This window comes from Pseudomonas sp. C11 (assembly GCF_034683865.1).
Taxonomy (GTDB): domain Bacteria; phylum Pseudomonadota; class Gammaproteobacteria; order Pseudomonadales; family Pseudomonadaceae; genus Aquipseudomonas.
The window spans coordinates 144,669-162,567 of the sequence record NZ_JAWIIP010000006.1 but is presented as its reverse complement, the minus strand read 5'-3'; the positions used below and the strand labels follow the sequence as shown (position 1 = coordinate 162,567).

The 17,899-nt window shown below is 61.4% G+C and carries 15 protein-coding genes and 2 tRNA genes; 13 read left to right on the top strand and 4 right to left on the bottom strand.

Translation table 11 applies throughout. The annotated features are described in order from the left end of the window. Positions 1 to 107: 107 nt before the first annotated feature. Positions 108 to 194, bottom strand: a tRNA-Leu gene (locus VC352_RS11840). A gap of 82 nt (positions 195 to 276) precedes the next feature. After that, positions 277 to 363 (bottom strand) — tRNA-Leu (locus VC352_RS11835). A 207-nt stretch (positions 364 to 570) separates the two neighbouring features. Between VC352_RS11835 and rnr the strand changes: the two genes are divergently transcribed. From rnr to alr, 8 genes are all read left to right on the top strand, one after another. After that, a complete protein-coding gene (gene rnr, locus VC352_RS11830) occupies positions 571 to 3,063 on the top strand; it encodes a ribonuclease R (RefSeq protein WP_322979755.1) in 2,493 nt (830 codons plus the stop codon). Beyond that, positions 3,060 to 3,809: a 23S rRNA (guanosine(2251)-2'-O)-methyltransferase RlmB gene (gene rlmB, locus VC352_RS11825; RefSeq protein ID WP_322979754.1), complete on the top strand. Its 750-nt coding sequence runs from the start codon at positions 3,060 to 3,062 to the stop codon at positions 3,807 to 3,809. The genes rnr and rlmB overlap by 4 nt, the downstream gene beginning before the upstream one ends. A 259-nt stretch (positions 3,810 to 4,068) precedes the next feature. After that, positions 4,069 to 4,491 (top strand): 30S ribosomal protein S6, encoded by a 423-nt coding sequence (gene rpsF, locus VC352_RS11820; protein ID WP_159970161.1) that lies wholly within the window; start codon positions 4,069 to 4,071, stop codon positions 4,489 to 4,491. Between the two features lie 28 nt (positions 4,492 to 4,519). After that, the gene (gene rpsR, locus VC352_RS11815) at positions 4,520 to 4,750 is read left to right on the top strand and encodes a 30S ribosomal protein S18 (RefSeq protein ID WP_159970162.1); all 231 of its coding nucleotides are present in this window, start codon (positions 4,520 to 4,522) and stop codon (positions 4,748 to 4,750) included. A gap of 36 nt (positions 4,751 to 4,786) precedes the next feature. Further along, positions 4,787 to 5,668 carry a hypothetical protein gene (locus tag VC352_RS11810; RefSeq protein ID WP_322979753.1) on the top strand — a complete coding sequence of 294 codons (882 nt, stop codon included), beginning with the start codon at positions 4,787 to 4,789 and terminating at the stop codon, positions 5,666 to 5,668. Between the two features lie 21 nt (positions 5,669 to 5,689). Further along, a complete protein-coding gene (gene rplI, locus VC352_RS11805) occupies positions 5,690 to 6,136 on the top strand; it encodes a 50S ribosomal protein L9 (protein ID WP_322979752.1) in 447 nt (148 codons plus the stop codon). A gap of 120 nt (positions 6,137 to 6,256) precedes the next feature. Next, positions 6,257 to 7,651: a replicative DNA helicase gene (gene dnaB, locus VC352_RS11800; protein WP_322979751.1), complete on the top strand. Its 1,395-nt coding sequence runs from the start codon at positions 6,257 to 6,259 to the stop codon at positions 7,649 to 7,651. A 112-nt stretch (positions 7,652 to 7,763) separates the two neighbouring features. Next, positions 7,764 to 8,840, top strand: coding sequence for an alanine racemase (gene alr / locus VC352_RS11795; protein WP_322979750.1), 1,077 nt, complete (start codon positions 7,764 to 7,766; stop codon positions 8,838 to 8,840). Here alr and VC352_RS11790 read toward each other — a convergent pair. Continuing rightward, positions 8,837 to 10,753 (bottom strand): diguanylate cyclase, encoded by a 1,917-nt coding sequence (locus VC352_RS11790; RefSeq protein WP_322979749.1) that lies wholly within the window; start codon positions 10,751 to 10,753, stop codon positions 8,837 to 8,839. The two genes, alr and VC352_RS11790, sit on opposite strands and share 4 nt — an antisense overlap. A gap of 281 nt (positions 10,754 to 11,034) precedes the next feature. Between VC352_RS11790 and VC352_RS11785 the strand changes: the two genes are divergently transcribed. The 4 genes from VC352_RS11785 (at position 11,035) to VC352_RS11770 (ending at position 15,808) form a co-directional block, all read left to right on the top strand. Then, complete coding sequence (locus VC352_RS11785; RefSeq protein WP_322979748.1) at positions 11,035 to 13,326, top strand: YgiQ family radical SAM protein; 2,292 nt, start codon at positions 11,035 to 11,037, stop codon at positions 13,324 to 13,326. 220 nt (positions 13,327 to 13,546) lie between these two features. Continuing rightward, positions 13,547 to 13,906, top strand: a complete 360-nt coding sequence (locus VC352_RS11780) for a response regulator (RefSeq protein WP_322979747.1) — start codon at positions 13,547 to 13,549, stop codon at positions 13,904 to 13,906. After that, complete coding sequence (locus VC352_RS11775; protein WP_322979746.1) at positions 13,906 to 14,508, top strand: chemotaxis protein CheC; 603 nt, start codon at positions 13,906 to 13,908, stop codon at positions 14,506 to 14,508. Before VC352_RS11780 ends, VC352_RS11775 begins: the two co-directional genes overlap by 1 nt. 1 nt (position 14,509) lies before the next feature. Next, a complete protein-coding gene (locus tag VC352_RS11770; RefSeq protein WP_322979745.1) occupies positions 14,510 to 15,808 on the top strand; it encodes an ATP-binding protein in 1,299 nt (432 codons plus the stop codon). Here the strand turns inward: VC352_RS11770 and VC352_RS11765 are convergent. After that, positions 15,790 to 16,500: a DUF6901 family protein gene (locus VC352_RS11765; protein WP_322979744.1), complete on the bottom strand. Its 711-nt coding sequence runs from the start codon at positions 16,498 to 16,500 to the stop codon at positions 15,790 to 15,792. The genes VC352_RS11770 and VC352_RS11765 overlap by 19 nt on opposite strands. A gap of 119 nt (positions 16,501 to 16,619) precedes the next feature. Between VC352_RS11765 and VC352_RS11760 the strand changes: the two genes are divergently transcribed. Then, positions 16,620 to 17,882 carry an ATP-binding protein gene (locus VC352_RS11760; RefSeq protein WP_322979743.1) on the top strand — a complete coding sequence of 421 codons (1,263 nt, stop codon included), beginning with the start codon at positions 16,620 to 16,622 and terminating at the stop codon, positions 17,880 to 17,882. The last annotated feature ends 17 nt before the right edge of the window (positions 17,883 to 17,899 follow it).

The following is a 17,899-nucleotide window of genomic DNA, read 5'->3' as shown; positions in this document are numbered from 1 at the left end:
CGGGCGGCAGGCAGGAGCGAATAGCCTGCCGCCCTGCGTTGCCAGCTTGTCGCTGCTTTTTCTCAGGCAATAAAAAACCGAGCCATTCGACTCGGTTTTTTGAAATTTGGTGCCCAGGAGAAGACTCGAACTTCCACGGCCGTTAAGCCACTGATACCTGAAACCAGCGCGTCTACCAATTCCGCCACCTGGGCACTGCAGCAATGTTCGTCGTTACCGACACGGAGCGTTGCATCCGTTATTTGCAAAGTGGGTTATCAATCCACTTCACGAATTTGGTGCCCAGGAGAAGACTCGAACTTCCACGACCGTTAAGTCACTGATACCTGAAACCAGCGCGTCTACCAATTCCGCCACCTGGGCACAGAAACCGATGAATCATCATCTGCTTCGTGTTACAACGTCTGCTCGACGCTGTGGGCGCGAACTATACGGGCGGGCATTTACCTTGTAAACCCCTGACCGCAAAAAAATTATTGTCGCCGGAAAAGCTGCCGCGAATGGCGTTTTCGCGCTTCAATAGGCAAATGGCATACACCTTTATACATAAGCATAGGTAATCCTTCCTACATGGCCGATTGGCAATCCCTCGATCCCGAGGCCGCCCGCGAGGCGGAAAAATACGACAACCCCATCCCCAGTCGCGAACTGATCCTGGCCCATCTGGCCGAGCGTGGTTCGCCTGCCAGCCGTGAGCAACTGGTCGAAGAGTTCGGTCTCGACACCGAAGACCAGCTCGAAGCGCTGCGCCGCCGTCTGCGCGCCATGGAGCGCGACGGCCAACTCATCTATACCCGCCGCGGCACCTACGCGCCGGTGGACAAGCTCGATCTGATCTGCGGGCGCATCAGCGGTCACCGCGATGGCTTCGGTTTTCTGGTGCCGGACGATGGCAGTGACGATCTGTTCCTCAGCCCGGCGCAGATGCGCCTGGTATTCGATCGCGACCGCGCCCTGGTGCGCGTGGCAGGCTTCGACCGCCGTGGTCGTCGTGAAGGCGGCATCGTCGAGGTGATCGAGCGTGCTCACGAGAGCATCGTGGGTCGCTACTACGAAGAAAACGGTATCGGTTTCGTCATCCCCGACAATCCCAAGATCCAGCAGGAAGTGCTGGTCACCCCGGGGCGCACTGCAGGTGCGCGTATCGGTCAGTTCGTCGAGATCAAGATCACCCACTGGCCGACTCAGCGCTTCCAGCCGCAGGGCGATATCGTCGAGGTGATCGGCAACTATATGGCGCCGGGCATGGAGATCGACGTGGCGCTGCGCAGCTACGACATCCCGCACGTCTGGCCTGAGGCCGTGGTCAAGGAAGCGCGCAAGCTCAAGCCCGAGGTGGAAGAGAAGGACAAGGAGAAGCGCGTCGACTTGCGTCACCTGCCCTTCGTCACCATCGACGGTGAGGATGCGCGTGACTTTGACGATGCCGTGTACTGCGAGAAGAACAGCAGCCGCTGGAAGCTGTTCTCTGGCGGCTGGAAGCTCTACGTAGCCATCGCCGACGTGTCGCATTACGTCAAGGTTGGTTCGGCGCTGGATGCCGAGGCGGTCGAGCGTGGCAACTCGGTGTACTTCCCCGAGCGCGTCGTGCCGATGCTGCCGGAGGAGCTGTCCAACGGCCTGTGCTCGCTCAACCCGCATGTCGATCGCCTGGCCATGGTCTGCGAGATGACCATGTCCAAGAGCGGCCAGATGGTCGACTACAAGTTCTACGAGGCGGTGATCCATTCCCACGCGCGCCTGACCTACAACAAGGTCAGCCTGATGCTGGAGGATGCCAAGAGCAGCGAGGGCAAGGCTCTGCGCAGCGAGTACAAGGACGTGCTGCCGCACCTCAACCAGCTCTATGCGCTGTACCAGGTGCTGGTTGCGGCGCGTCACGAGCGCGGTGCGATCGACTTCGAAACGCAGGAAACCCGTATCGTCTTCGGCACCGACCGCAAGATCGACGAGATCCGTCCGACCCAGCGCAACGATGCGCACAAGTTGATCGAGGAATGCATGCTGGCGGCCAACGTGGCCACCGCGCGCTTCATGCAGGATCACGATATTCCGTCGCTGTACCGCGTGCATGATGGCCCACCGCCGGAGCGCCTGGAGAAGCTCAAGGCTTTCCTTGGCGAGCTGGGGCTTTCGCTGCAGCGTGGCAAGTCCAAGGACGGTCCGTCGCCCAAGGACTACCAGCGCCTGTTGGAAAGCATCCGCGAGCGTCCGGACTATCACCTGATTCAGACCGTGATGCTGCGCTCGCTCAGTCAGGCGGTATACAGCGCGCAGAACGAAGGACACTTCGGCCTCAACTACGAGGCCTATACCCACTTCACCTCGCCGATCCGTCGCTACCCCGATCTGCTGGTGCACCGCGCCATTCGCAGCGTGGTGCGTTCCAAGCGTGAAACCAAGCATGTGGAGCGCGCGGGCGCGGCGGTCATGCCCAAGGCGCGTATCTATCCATACGATGAGGCGGCCCTGGAGAAGCTCGGCGAGCAATGCTCGATGACCGAGCGCCGTGCCGACGAGGCGACCCGTGACGTGGTCAACTGGCTCAAGTGCGAGTTCATGCAGGATCGTGTCGGTGAAACCTTCGCCGGCGTGATCACCGCTGTGACCGGCTTCGGTATCTTCGTCGAGCTGCGCGATATCTACGTGGAAGGGCTGGTGCACGTTACCGCGCTGCCGGCCGACTATTACCACTTCGATCCGGTTCACCATCGCCTGTCCGGTGAGCGTAGCGGCCGCAACTTCCGTCTCGGCGACAGTGTCGAGGTCAAGGTGATGCGCGTCGATCTGGACGAGCGCAAGATCGATTTCGAGCTGAGCCAGACCAAGGCCGGCAAGGGCGATGAGGCGCGTCGCGGTGGCAAGTCGAGTGGCATGGGTAATACCGACGTGCAGAAGAGCCGGGACGTGAAGAAGGCGCTGTTGGCTGGCGCCAAGGCAGGCAAGGGGGCTGGCGGCAAGTCGGCTAGCAAGCCGAGCAGCACTTCGCGCAAGGGATCCGGGCGTGGCGACAGTGCCCCGTCATCTGCCAGCAAGCCGCGCAAGCGTAAGGCCAAGTCATGAGTGATCTGGAAAAGATCTACGGCGTACATGCCGTAGAAGCCCTGTTGCGTCATCACCCCAAGCGGGTGAAGCAGGTCTGGCTGGCCGATGGCCGCAGTGATCCTCGGGTGCAGCCCTTGCTGGAGCTGGCTGCGCAATCTCGCGTTAAGGTGGGGCAGTGCGAGCGCCGTGAGATGGATGCCTGGGTCGAGGGCGTGCACCAGGGCGTGGTTGCCGATGTCAGCCCCAGTCAGGTCTGGGGCGAGGCGATGCTCGAGGAGTTGCTCGATCGCTGCGAAGGCCCGCCTTTGCTGTTGGTGCTCGACGGTGTGACCGATCCGCACAACCTGGGGGCTTGCCTGCGTACGGCAGATGCAGCCGGTGCATTGGCTGTGATCATCCCCAAGGACAAATCGGCCACACTCAACGCCACGGTGCGCAAGGTGGCCTGCGGTGCCGCGGAGGTGATTCCGCTGGTGGCGGTGACCAACCTGGCGCGCAGTCTGGAGAAGCTGCAGCAGCGCGGCCTGTGGGTGGTGGGTACGGCCGGCGAGGCCGAGCAGGAGGTGTATCAGCAGGACATGACCGGGCCAACGGTGCTGATCATGGGCGCCGAGGGCAAGGGCATGCGCCGCTTGACCCGCGAGCACTGCGATTATCTGGTCAAGCTGCCCATGGCCGGCAGTGTCAGTAGCCTCAACGTCTCGGTTGCGACCGGTGTCTGCCTGTTCGAGGCGGTGCGCCAGAGACGCAGCCGCCAGGCATAGTCTCACGCTGCAAGTAAAAGCCCGAAGCTGCAAGCGCACTGATTCGCTTGCAGCTTGCAGGGAGCGGCCACCCCCTTGCAGCTTCTGTTCAAATATTCACCAATCCACCTTGCGTGCGGCAGGGGGCTTCTCTAGAATGGCGCCCCTTGCCGTGACGGCAGGCCTTTTCGCGCCTACCGCCTGGCAAGCTCATCACGAGAAAAACCCACTCCTTGCCTGACCACCTAAGTTGGCAGGCTACAACCCGTAAGGAGCATTTATGCGTCATTACGAAATCATCTTTCTGGTTCACCCGGATCAGAGCGAGCAAGTCGGCGGCATGGTTGAGCGTTACACCAAGCTGATCGAAGAAGACGGTGGCAAGATTCACCGCCTGGAAGATTGGGGCCGTCGTCAGCTGGCTTACGCCATCAACAACGTCCACAAAGCTCACTACGTCATGCTGAACGTAGAGTGCACCGGCAAGGCCCTGGCCGAGCTGGAAGACAACTTCCGCTACAACGACGCCGTGATCCGTAACCTGGTCATCCGTCGCGACGAGGCTGTCACTGGCCAGTCCGAGATGCTGAAGGCCGAAGAAAACCGCAGTGAGCGCCGCGAGCGTCGTGAACGTCCTGAAAACGCTGAAAGCAATGACAGCGATGACAGCGACAGCAACGACAGCGACAACGCTGACGAGTAATCCACGGATCTATTGAGGAGCCAATCACATGGCACGTTTCTTCCGTCGTCGTAAATTCTGCCGTTTCACCGCTGAAGACGTGAAAGAGATCGATTTCAAGGATCTCAACACTCTGAAAGCCTACATCTCGGAAACCGGCAAAATCGTTCCCAGCCGTATCACCGGTACCAAGGCTCGTTATCAGCGTCAGCTGGCCGTCGCTATCAAGCGCGCCCGCTTCCTGGCCCTGCTGCCCTACACCGACAGCCACGGCCGCTGAGATCGGACAGTCGACAAGCGTTAAGGAATAGATCGCATGCGCGCCCTGGCTGAATACATCATGCGCGGCCGCATGCAGGCCACCCTCGTGGTGGCAGGTTCGAGTGTTTTACCGTTGTTGTTCTGGGTCGGTGCTGCTGCGAGCAGTCTGGTATTGCTGCGCAGAGGGCTGAGTGATGCATTGGGCATCCTGGTCTGGGCATTGTTTCCGGCGCTTTACATCTGCTACCTCGGCGAGCCGAGTGTATTGCTGGTGATGCTGGGGACATTGGTGTTGGCGCACGTATTGCGTACGACTACCTCCTGGATTCGCGTGCTGATGGCGTGCATTCCGCTTGGCATCGTCTTCATGCTGCTGGCCAATACGGTGTTTGCGGGTGTCCTCGAGAGTTATGTCGAGGTGTTCAAGCAAGCACTGGCCGAGTTGCCCGCCGGCTCTGCAGGCGGGGCGACCGACGAGCAGATTCAGAACATGCAACGGGTACCGCTGCTGCCGTTTTTGCAGGGCATGATGACGTTCTTCTGGTTGAGTACCAGCGTTCTCGGTCTTGTTCTTGCGAGGTATTGGCAAGCGTTGCTGTACAACCCGGGCGGTTTTGGCGAGGAGTTCCGCCAGATTCGCCTGCCGGCGCTATTGGCGATCGCTCTGCTGGCAGGTGTGCTTTTGGCACCGGCGCTGCTGGGCTATGCGGGTTGGGCGGTCACGCTGGTCTGTATGCTGCCGCTGATGCTGGCTGGTCTGGCGCTGGGGCACGGGTTGATCGCCATGAAGCAGTTGTCCAGCTTCTGGTCGATTGGCCTCTATGTAGCGCTGCTGGTAGCGATGAACCTGATCTGTTTACTGGCCGTTATCGACAGTCTGTTTGATTTTCGTGGTCGGCTTGCTCGCAAGAGCGGCCCCACGAACGGTGAAGGTTAAAAGTTAAGAGGTAAGACCCAAATGGAAGTCATCCTGCTGGAAAAAATCGCCAACCTGGGCAACCTGGGCGATAAAGTGAATGTTAAAGCCGGTTACGGCCGTAACTTCCTGCTGCCGCAAGGCAAGGCCACCGCTGCTACCGCTGAAAACGTAGCTGCGTTCGAAGCCCGCCGCGCCGAGCTGGAAAAAGCCGCTGCCGACAAGAAAGCGTCCGCCGAAGCTCGCGCTGCTCAACTGGCTGAGCTGGAAGTCACCATCACCGCCGTTGCTGGCGATGAAGGCAAGCTGTTCGGTTCGATCGGTACCCACGACATCGCTGACGCCCTGACCGCCTCCGGCGTTGAAGTGGCCAAGGCTGAAGTTCGCCTGCCCAACGGTACCATCCGTCTGGTCGGCGAGTACGACGTTGCGCTGCACCTGCACACCGACGTTGAAGCCTCTGTAAAAGTGATCGTGGTCGCTGCCTAATCCGCAGTGGTCATGGCAGGTTTGCACTGCGGTGCGGGTCTGCCAAAATCGGGCACGTCATTGCGCAAGCGGTGACGTGCCCGTTGTTTTTCTACCGCCGTATTTTTTCGCCCCGAGCCTATGAACGACATCAGCATCCCCGAGCAATACGATCTGCAGACCGCTGCCTTGAAAGTGCCGCCGCACTCCATCGAGGCCGAGCAGGCGGTGCTGGGCGGGTTGATGCTGGACAACAACGCCTGGGAACGGGTGTTGGACGGGGTGTCCGATGGTGACTTCTATCGTCATGACCATCGCCTGATCTTTCGCGCAATCTTCAAGCTGGCCGAGCGCAACGAGCCGTTCGATGTGGTGACGCTGTCCGAACAGCTGGACAAGGAAGGGCAGTTGTCGCAGGTGGGGGGGCTGGCTTATCTGGCCGAGCTGGCGAAGAACACGCCCTCGGTCGCCAACATCAAGGCCTACGCACAGATCATTCGCGAGCGCGCCACGCTGCGCAAACTGATCAGTATCAGCAACGAGATCGCCGACAGCGCCTATGCCCCGGAAGGCCGCACCGGCGAGGAAATTCTCGACGAGGCCGAGCGCAAGATCTTCGAGATCGCCGAGGATCGACCCAAGACCGGTGGGCCGGTTGGCATCAACGACATTTTGGTCAAGGCCATCGACCGCATCGACGAGCTGTTCAACAACGGCGATGCAATCACCGGTCTGTCCACCGGCTTCGATGATCTGGACAACCTGACCAGCGGCCTGCAGCCAGCCGACATGATCATCGTCGCCGGCCGTCCGTCGATGGGTAAGACCACCTTTGCCATGAACCTGGTGGAGAACGCGCTGATGCGCAGCGACAAGGCGATTCTCGTCTACTCGCTGGAGATGCCCTCGGAGTCCATCGTCATTCGTATGCTCGCCTCGCTGGGGCGCATCGACCAGACCAAGGTGCGTGCCGGTCAGCTCGACGACGACGACTGGCCGCGTCTGACCAGTGCGGTGAACCTGCTCAATGATCGCAAGCTGTTCATCGACGATACCGCCGGTATCTCGCCGAGCGAGATGCGCGCGCGTACGCGGCGTCTGGCTCGTGAGCACGGTGAGATCGGCCTGATCATGGTCGACTACCTGCAGCTGATGCAGATTCCCGGCTCCAGCGGCGACAGCCGGGTCAACGAGATTTCCGAAATCTCGCGCTCGCTCAAGGGCCTGGCCAAGGAGTTCAACTGCCCGGTGATCGCCCTGTCTCAGCTCAACCGTGGCCTGGAACAGCGCCCCAACAAGCGTCCGATCAACTCCGACTTGCGTGAATCCGGGGCGATCGAGCAGGACGCCGACATCATCCTGTTCGTCTACCGCGACGAGGTGTACCACCCGGAGACCGAGTACAAGGGTGTGGCCGAAATCATCATCGGCAAGCAGCGTAACGGCCCGCTGGGCACTGCGCGCCTGGCCTTCCTTGGTAAGTATTCGCGCTTCGAGAACCTGGCACCGGGTAGCTATCAGTTCGACGACGAATAGATCGCGTCCACGTGCGCTGCGCTTTTCGCGGCAACGGTGCAGCGGCACAGATCAATGAAAACGGGCGCCCAACGGTTAAGATGGTCGCCCGTTTTTCCTTCAGGCCCCTGCCATGCGTCCGCTTGCCGCCATCGTCGATCTTTCCGCCATCGCTCACAATTACGCCATTGCCAAGCGCTGTGCGCCTGGACGCCAGGCGTTCGCGGTGGTCAAGGCCAATGCCTACGGACATGGCGTGCGTGAGGTGGTGACGGCTCTGTACGACAGTGCCGACGGCTTCGCGGTGGCCTGTCTGGAGGAGGCGGCAGAGGTGCGTGCCATGCATGGCGAGGCGCGCATTCTGCTGCTCGAAGGTTGCTTCGAGGCCAGCGAGTGCGCCATTGCTGCCCAGCTCGAACTGGATCTGGTGGTGCAGAGTGCCGCGCAGGCCGAAGTTCTGATTGCCAGCGAGCTATGCCGGCCACTGAACGTCTGGCTCAAGCTTGATTCGGGTATGCACCGTCTGGGTTTCGAGTCCGCCGAGTTGCGTCTATGGCATGCGCGTCTGCAGGATGCCGGTCAGGTCGCCGAGCTCAACCTGATCAGCCATTTCGCTTGTGCCGATGAGCGTGGTCATGCCCTGACCGAGCTACAGGTCGAGCGTTTTCTCGATCTGCTCGATCTCGATTTCAACCAGCGTTCGTTGGCCAATTCAGCGGCCGTGCTGACCATTCCGGCGGCCCATATGGACTGGCTGCGCCCCGGCATCATGCTCTACGGGGCAACGCCATTCGCTGATCTGAGTGCCCATGATCTGGGGCTTGAGCCTGCGATGACGCTGGCGGCGCAGGTCATCGCCATCCGCGAGGTGGCGGATGGCGAGAGTGTCGGTTACGGCGCCGCATGGGTAGCGCAGCGGCCGTCGCGTATCGCCACGGTCAGCTGTGGCTACGCTGACGGTTATCCGCGTCACGCGCCCAGCGGCACGCCGGTGTGGGTCGATGGCCAGCGGGCGCCGTTGGCTGGACGGGTTTCCATGGACATGTTGGCGGTGGACGTCACGGATCTGCCGCACGTACAGGTGGGCAGTGCCGTCGAGCTGTGGGGCGCGAACCTGCCGGTGGACGAGGTGGCGAACGCCTGCGGCACCATTGGCTACGAGTTGCTGAGCAAGGTCACGGCGCGGGTGCCGCGCCGCTACGTCGGTTAGGTACGGCTGCCCAGGCCGCTGGGAACTTTCAGCACATCCAGTTGCAGACAGGCCTGTTCGCTCAGTTCGCCATCGTCGCCATGGATGCGTGAGCCTGAGCGGCCCAGTTCCTTGACCCGATACAGCGCCTGATCGGCCGCCTTGTACAGGCCGGTGAAGTGACGCGCATGGCGTGGATAGAGTGCGCCACCGATGCTGATGGTCACGCGCAGGCGTTCGGCGCCGAAATGCACGGCTTCCGACAGCTCCGCCAGCAGGCGCTGGGCGATCTCCCGCGCCTGGCTTTCGGCGTCGCTGCCACAGATCAGTGCGGCGAACTCGTCACCGCCCAGGCGTGCCACCGCATCACCTGCACGCACATGCTCGCGTAGACGCTTGGCGATGACCTGCAGCATCAGGTCACCCGCCGCATGGCCGAAGCGGTCGTTGATCGGTTTGAAGTGATCCAGATCGATCAGCAGCAAGGCCACGCTTTCCTGATGCCGTTCGGCGTGAGCCAGGGCCGATTCGCAGCGCTCCACCAAATAGCGGCGATTGGGTAGCTCGGTCAGTGGGTCATGGAAGGCGGCATGCTGCAGCTCGCATTCGCGGGCGCGCAGTTGTTCGTTGGTGGCGGCCAGCTCTGCCGTGCGCAGGTTTACTGCCGTTTGCAGTTCGTCGGCACTGGCCTGCAGTTGCGCCAGGCGCGCGGTTTTCTCGCGGTCGGCCTGCTGCAAGGCTTCCGCGCGCTCCTGCTTGAGCATCTGGATGCGATAGGCGAGGGCGAAGGAGAAAAGGATGGATTCGGCGGCGACTGCCAGGGGGAAGACATAGGCATTCCATTGCGCCGGTTGCAGCACGCCAGTGGTGCGTAGCAGCAGGATGGAAACGCTGCCCAGCACCAGTCCGTAACCATAAAGATACAGCTGTGCGGGGAAGAATCCCTGGCGCCAGCGAATGACGGCGCTACCCAGTGCCGCGGGAATGCTGGTCAATGACAGCAGGGCAATGGCCCAGGCAGCCAAATAGCGCTGCTCGAACAGGTTGAGCACGATAGCCGCGAGGTAGATGGCGCAGGCCATGTTCAGCAGGTGGTGCGCCCAGCGTACGTAGATGCGCGTCTGCAGCAGCGTCTGGGTAAAGCGGCTGGCGAACAGCCCCCAGAGCGAGGGCAGGGTGATGCGGTCGATCCAGGCCGGAACCGGGTGGTTCGGCCACAGGTACTGCGCGCCGTGGCCGGTCATGCTCATGATGAACAGCAGGGCGAAGGCAGTGGTCAGTACGTACCAGAAATATGCCCGGTCGCGCAGCGAGATGAGGATGAACAGGTTGTACAGCAGCAGGGCGAAGACCACGCCGTAGATGGCGCCGAGCCCGAGGTTTTCGTGTGTCGCCAGTTGCGTGAGATCGTCGAGCTGCCAGATACGCAGCGGGAAGGAATTACCGGCGGGATCGAAGGCGCGCAGGTACAGCGTCAGGGGGCGTTCGTCGAGGTTGGGCAGATCGAACACCATGCGCCGATAGGGATGATCCCGGCTTTCGCTGAACGCGACACGCTCGCCTGCCTGACGCAGGTGCCAGCCACCCTGACCGTCCGGCAGATAAAGCTGCAGATCGAGCTGGGTCACCGAGCCGACCTCCAGCTCCCATTTCGACGGTGCATCGGGTGCGCGCTGCAGGCTGAGCTTGATCCACCAGGGATGCAGGCTCTGTCCAACACTGGCGCGGTCGTTACCTGGCTGAAAGCGAGCCTGTTGTTCGGGCGACTCGATGTCGCTGATGGTCAGGGTGCCTTGATGATCTTCCAGCAGCTCGATGTGCGCGTTGAGCGGCATGCCGCTGCTGGCGTCGCTCAGCACGATGGGGGGCGCAGCCTGGCATGTGGCGCCCAGCCCCAGGAGAACAATGAAGGATAAGAGGAGGCGCTGCAGCATAGGTATCCTGAACAGGGTCACCAGATGCTTGAGTATATGCACAGGATTGTTCTCGAACGAAAACAAATATGGCGTATGGCTAGTGCGCGAAGTGCCTGATTTATGGGCTATTGCGTCGTCGACCAGGACTGCTGGTAGCCGCCAGAAACAATGCGCAGCCGCAGGCTTGAGCGCTCTGTTGCCTGGCGTTCATGGGCGGATAAACCCAGCGTATTAGTCTGGTTTGATCAAAATTTGTGCTATGATCCGCGCCCCCCGTGATAGCCCGCTGATCAAAAATTATGCAAGCCGCCAAGCCGCTGTTCGACTATCCCAAGTACTGGGCCGAGTGTTTCGGGCCCGCGCCCTTCCTGCCGATGAGCCGGGAAGAAATGGATCTGCTCGGCTGGGACAGCTGCGACATCATCATCGTCACCGGTGATGCCTACGTCGATCATCCCTCGTTCGGCATGGCGATCATCGGTCGCCTGCTCGAAGCCCAGGGCTTTCGCGTCGGCATCATTGCCCAGCCGGATTGGCGCAGCAAAGACGACTTCATGAAGCTCGGCGAGCCGAACCTGTTCTTCGGCGTCGCGGCGGGCAACATGGACTCGATGATCAACCGTTATACCGCGGACAAGAAGATCCGCAGCGACGACGCCTATACCCCTGGTGGTCTGGCTGGCAAGCGCCCGGATCGCGCCAGCCTGGTGTACAGCCAGCGTTGCAAGGAAGCCTACACCCATGTGCCGGTGATTCTTGGAGGCATCGAGGCCTCCCTGCGCCGTATCGCCCATTACGACTACTGGCAGGACAAGGTGCGTCGTTCCATCCTGATGGACGCCACCGCCGATATCCTGCTCTACGGCAACGCCGAGCGTGCCGTGGTGGAAATCGCCCAGCGCCTGTCGCGTGGTGAGAAGGTCGAAGCCATCACCGATGTGCGCGGTACTGCATTCATCCGTCGCGACACGCCCGAGGGCTGGTTCGAGGTCGACTCGACCCGTATCGACCGTCCCGGCCGCGTCGACAAGATCATCAACCCCTACGTCAATACGCAGGACACCGAGGCCTGCGCCATCGAGCAGGCCAAGGGCGAGGTCGAAGACCCCAACGAAGCCAAGGTCGTGCAGATCCTCGAAAGCCCGCGTATGACCCGCGACAAGACGGTGATCCGCCTGCCGTCGTTCGAGAAGGTGCGCAACGACCCGGTGCTCTACGCTCACGCCAACCGCGTGCTGCACCTGGAAACCAACCCGGGCAACGCCCGTGCGCTGGTGCAGAAGCATGGCGAGGTGGACGTGTGGTTCAACCCGCCGCCCATCCCGATGACCACCGAGGAAATGGATTACGTGTTCGGCATGCCCTATGCGCGCGTGCCGCACCCGGCCTATGGCAAGGAGAAGATCCCGGCCTACGAGATGATCCGTTTCTCGGTGAACATCATGCGCGGCTGCTTTGGCGGCTGCACCTTCTGCTCGATCACCGAGCACGAGGGGCGCATCATCCAGAACCGTTCGCACGAGTCGATCATCCGCGAGATCGAGGAAATGCGTGACAAGGTGCCAGGCTTCACCGGCGTGGTCTCCGACCTCGGCGGGCCGACCGCCAACATGTACCGCATCGCCTGCAAGGATCCGGAGATCGAGAAGCACTGCCGCAAACCGTCGTGCGTATTCCCGGGCATCTGCGAGAACCTCAACACCGATCACTCGTCGCTGATCGAGTTGTACCGCAAGGCTCGCGCGCTGCCGGGTGTGAAGAAGATCCTGATCGCCTCCGGCCTGCGCTACGACCTCGCCGTCGAGTCGCCGGAGTACGTCAAGGAGTTGGTCACCCACCACGTTGGCGGCTACCTGAAGATCGCCCCGGAGCACACCGAGCGCGGCCCGCTGGACAAGATGATGAAGCCGGGCATCGGCAGCTACGATCGCTTCAAGCAGATGTTCGAGAAGTACTCGAAGGAGGCGGGCAAGGAGCAGTACCTGATCCCGTACTTCATCGCCGCGCACCCGGGCACCACCGACGAGGACATGATGAACCTCGCCCTGTGGCTCAAGCGCAACGGCTTCCGCGCCGACCAGGTACAGGCCTTCTACCCGTCGCCGATGGCCACCGCTACGGCCATGTACCACTCGGGCAAGAACCCGCTGCGCAAGGTCACCTACAAGAGCGATGGCGTCGAGATCGTCAAGAGCGAGCAGCAGCGTCGCCTGCACAAGGCCTTCCTGCGCTACCACGATCCCAAGGGCTGGCCGCTGCTGCGCGAAGCGCTGGAGCGCATGGGCCGTAGCGATCTGATCGGCAATGGCAAGCACCACCTGATCCCCACCTACCAGCCGCAGACCGACGAGTATCAGAGCGCGCGGCGCAAGAACTCGACGCCGGCTGGCAGCAAGAAGGTCGGAGCGGTTGGCGGCAAGATCCTCACCCAGCATAACGGCCTGCCTCCGCGCGCCAGTGACGGCAGCAAACCCTGGGACAAGCGCGAGCAGGCCAAGGCCGCAGCCTTCGCCAAGTTGCAGGAGCAGAAGAAGGGGGCTGGCAAGGGCACCGGTGGGAAGAAGAAACCGCGCCCGGTCGCACCACGCTGAACAAGACGCCAGCCTCGAGCTGGCGTCTTGCTTTTACAGGCTGCAATCCCGCCGCTGGCACGTGATCGGGTGTCCTGACGCGTCAGCCGAGTTGCCTCATGCGGCGTTTATCCGCAGATGAACCATACTGGCATTAGGCTACTTGGCGTGATGGGTGCCTGTGCATCGATGGCGCTGGGCTACGCTCTTACATAACCCTCTCTGCGTCTCAGGAGCGTATATGAAAGTGCTCATCGCGGATGATTCCAGTCTCTCCCGAAAACTTCTACTCAAGGCACTACCCGATGCGCTCAGCGCTGAGGTGAGCCAGGCGGCCAACGGTGAAGAGGCGTTGGCGGCCTATGCGGCAGGCTTGGCGGAGATCATTTTTCTCGATCTGACCATGCCGGTGATGGATGGCTTTGAGACGCTCGAGCGTTTGCATCGGCTCGATGCCAATGCCGTGGTGATCGTGGTCAGTGCCGACATTCAGCCCCAGGCTCGCCAGCGGGTGATCGAATTGGGCGCTGCGGCGTTCATCAAGAAACCGATCTCCAGTGAGGCGATGATGGCCACTCTGCATGAAATCGGGGTGCTCTGATGGACAGGCTCAGCGAAGATCAGCGTGACGCGTTACAGGAACTGATGAACGTTGCCATGGGGCAGGCGGCCGACCAGTTGGCCTGTTTGACCGACACCTTCGTCGTCTTGTCAGTACCGCGCATTCATAGCGTGGCCAGCCTCAGCGATACCCAGCTTCCCGAGGTGATGGCAGAGGACAACGATGTGGATGTCACCCGTCAGTCGTTCCTGGGGCAGGTGCGCGGGGAAGCCTTCGTCTGCTTTGGCTGCCATGGCGCAGACCAGTTGGCAGAGCTGATGGGCTATGACGAACACAGCATCCAGCAACGTGAGGAACTGATGCTGGATGTCACCAACATTCTCAGCGGTGCCTGCATCAACAGCCTGGCGCAACAGTTCGACATTCCTGTCAGCTATGGCGCGCCGTCGGTCTTCTCCCGGCACACCTCGTTCAAGCAGGCCATGAGCGAAAGAGCCTTGCAGAGTCACCGGGCCCTGGTCATGGAGATTCGCTTCGAGGTTCAGGCCTGCCAATTCAGCTGTGATCTGCTGCTGTGCATCTCGGAGGACACGGTAGGCAGCGTGCTGGCCGTGATCGACCGACTCTTGAGCGAGCTTTGAAATGGATGCCCTTGGCTTGCACGGCGCAGGGCTGGAAGCGGTTCTGGAAAACATCAACCTGGGCGTGCTGGTGGTCGATGCAGATTGTCGCGTGCTGTTCTGGAACCGTTTCATGGTCATCCATAGTGGGCGCTTGGCGGATGAGGCCGTGGGCCGTTCACTGTTCGAGCTGTTTCCGGATTTGCCCGAACGCTGGCTACGGCAGAAGGTGCGTGGCGTTCTGACGCTACGCAACCTGGCATTCACCTCCTGGCAGCAGCGGCCGCACCTGTTTCCCTTCGGGGGTACCCGGCCAATCACCAGCCAGTTGTCGAGCATGTACCAGAACTGCACCTTCTTCCCGTTGCACGATGGCCAAGGGGAACCCAGAGCCGCCTGCATCACGGTGGCCGATGCCACCGACACGGCCGCGCGGCAGCAGGAGCTGGAGCGCCTCAATGCCCTGCTGGAGGTCGAGAAGGAGCAACAGGCCCAGCTGATCCGGCGGTTGGAAGAGGCCCAGGCGCAGTTGCTGCAATCGGAAAAGATGGCAGCCATCGGGCAACTGGCTGCCGGCGTCGCCCATGAGATCAACAACCCCGTGGGCTTCGTGTATTCCAACCTCAACAGCCTGCGAGGTTACCTCGACCAATTGATGGGGCTGGTCGATGGCTTGCAGGCTCAGGTACAGGCCTCGGGCAATGCCGAACTGATCCAGGCCTGCAATGCGTTGGGGCAGACGGCCGACTACGCGTTCCTGCGGGAAGACACGCCGGTGCTGCTGGGCGAGTCGTGTGAAGGCTTGGAGCGGGTCAAACGCATCGTCAAGGATCTGCGGGATTTTTCCCATGTCGACAACGGCGAGTGGCAGTTCGCCGATTTGCACCAGGGGCTGGATAGCACGCTCAACGTGATCTGGAACGAGGTCAAGTTCAAGGCTCAGGTGGTCAAGCAGTACGGCGAGCTGCCGCCGGTGCAATGCATTGCTTCGCAGATCAACCAGGTGTTTCTCAACCTGATCGTCAACGCCGCGCAGGCCATCGTCCAGCACGGCACCATTACCCTGCGCACCGGGACCCTGGGCGAAAACGTCTTCGTCGAGATCGAGGACGATGGGCCGGGCGTTCCCGAGCACCTGATGCGGCGCATCTTCGAGCCGTTCTTCACCACCAAGCCGGTCGGCAAGGGGACGGGGCTTGGCCTGTCCGTGTCCTACAACATCATCGAACGCCATCACGGCGTGCTGAGTGTCAGCACGCCGCCCAATGGCGGCGCCTGCTTTCGCATCGTCCTGCCGCCGCGTCAGCCGGTCGAGTCCTGATCTGGTTCGGCGACATCATCGCTCAGGTACGCCGCGAACAATTCACCGAAGCTGCTTTGCGGCGACTCCATGTATTCCAGGGCTTCTGCCGCCAGCACATCCAGCAGGACGATTCCGTTTATCCCCTGTTCGGCGCGGGTCGCCGATCTCAGGCGCTCGGCCATGCCCAGGTTGACTTCGCGCAGGGCGCGGTAAATCTCCATCAGCCCTTCCAGGTCGTAGCGCGCCGACAGACCGTTCTGCTGGCGTAGCAACTGCCCCATGAGGTAGGTGCCCAGTGCGCGGAAGAGGGTTTCGGCCGCACCGCTGAAGGGTTGATGGAAGTGCGCCATGGGCGAGAGCAGGCGTGTATGGGGACAGCCAGAAGTGGCGCCGACCAGGCCGATGACCGAACTGAGCACGCGTTGCAGGGTGCTCGATTGCTCCAGGTGACGGCCATTCCAGTCGATGCACACGTGCACCTGGTCGAACGACTGGCGACCCGCCAGTTCATGCAGGGGGGTGACCAGGGCCAGGGCAAACGGACAGAACGGGCTTTGCGCTGCGTGCAGTGGGCAATTGCGGCACTGGCAATGTTCCAGGCGTGCCCAATCAGGCGGCTCGCCCGAGGGGTGCGAGGGGATGTTCAGGGTCGCAGCGCCACCGTCCTCGAAGGTCATTTGGTAGCGTGCCAGGGGAGCGGTGGCCTGCATGGTTTCTCCAGTGAGCGAATGTGCTCGCACGGATGAAGGCATTTTGACACCAAATATCCGTCGCTTGTTCAGGGGCTATCTACACTTAGCTTAGGCTCTGTGACATCAGGAGTGGCGCAATGGACTCAACGGTCTTGCAGCAACAGATGATCGCGGCGGTGGAGCAAATCCCGGCGGGTTTTCTGCTTCTGGATACCGTGCAGCGCATCCTCTACTGCAACCCCTTCATCGTGCAGCGCTGCAGTCGTGACCTCTCCGACGTCGCAGGCATGCGCCTGGCCGAGGCATTTCCGGAAGTCGATACACCGCACTGGCACGAGTTGTTCAACAGGGTCTGCAGCGAGCGGCAGCCGGTGCAGACGGTCTGGCGCGACCAGCCGTACCTGATCCTGCTCAGCACTCTACCGGACGATGGTCAGTGCACGCCGCTGCCGATGCTGCAGGCCACGCTGCTGTTCCCGGTCATATCCACGAGTGGTGCCCTGATACTGGGCCTGGCCATATTCGACAACAGCCGTGCCGCCGCCAGTCCGGAGCTGCAGCAGGCGCTGATGGCACTGAGTCGCAAGCATGACGAACTCAGCGAGTTGAGCGGCAAGTTGCAGGCCGCCAATCGGCAGTTGTTGCAGTCCGAGAAAATGGCCGCCATCGGTCAATTGGCCGCAGGCGTGGCGCATGAAATCAACAACCCGGTGGGCTTCGTCGCCAGCAACCTGAAGACCCTGGCCGGTTACGTTCAGCAATTGTTGCAACTGGTGGATCAGATGAGCGAGTGGGGTGGCCTGGAGTTGCAGCGATTGAAGCAGCAGTTCGATTACGACTTCATCCGCGATGACATCAATGGCCTGCTCAGCGAGTCGACCGAAGGCGTCGAGCGGGTCAAACGCATCATTTCCTCGTTACGGGACTTCTCCCACAGCAGCGATGAAGTGTTCGTCATGGCCGATCTGCATGAGGGCATTCGTAGCACGCTGAACGTGGTCAACAACGAGGTGAAGTACAAGGCCGAATTGATCTGCGAGTTTGCCGAGCTGCCCTTGGTCGAGTGCATTCCCGCGCAGATCAATCAGGTGGTCATGAACCTGCTGGTCAATGCCGCCCAGGCCATCGAGCACGATGGGCGCATCGTCATTCACACCGAGCGTTGCGCCGATGATGTGCTGATCCAGGTGAGCGACAACGGCTGCGGCATAGCGGCGCAGCACCTGGCGCAGATATTCGATCCCTTCTTCACTACCAAGCCGGTTGGCAAGGGCACGGGGCTTGGGCTCGCGTTGTCGTTCAGCATCGTCGAGAAGCACGGTGGCAGTCTTACCGTCAGCAGTGAGCTGGGCCAGGGTTCCCGATTCACCATCCGTCTACCGATCCGGCAGGTTCATTGAGCATCTGGAGCGCACAT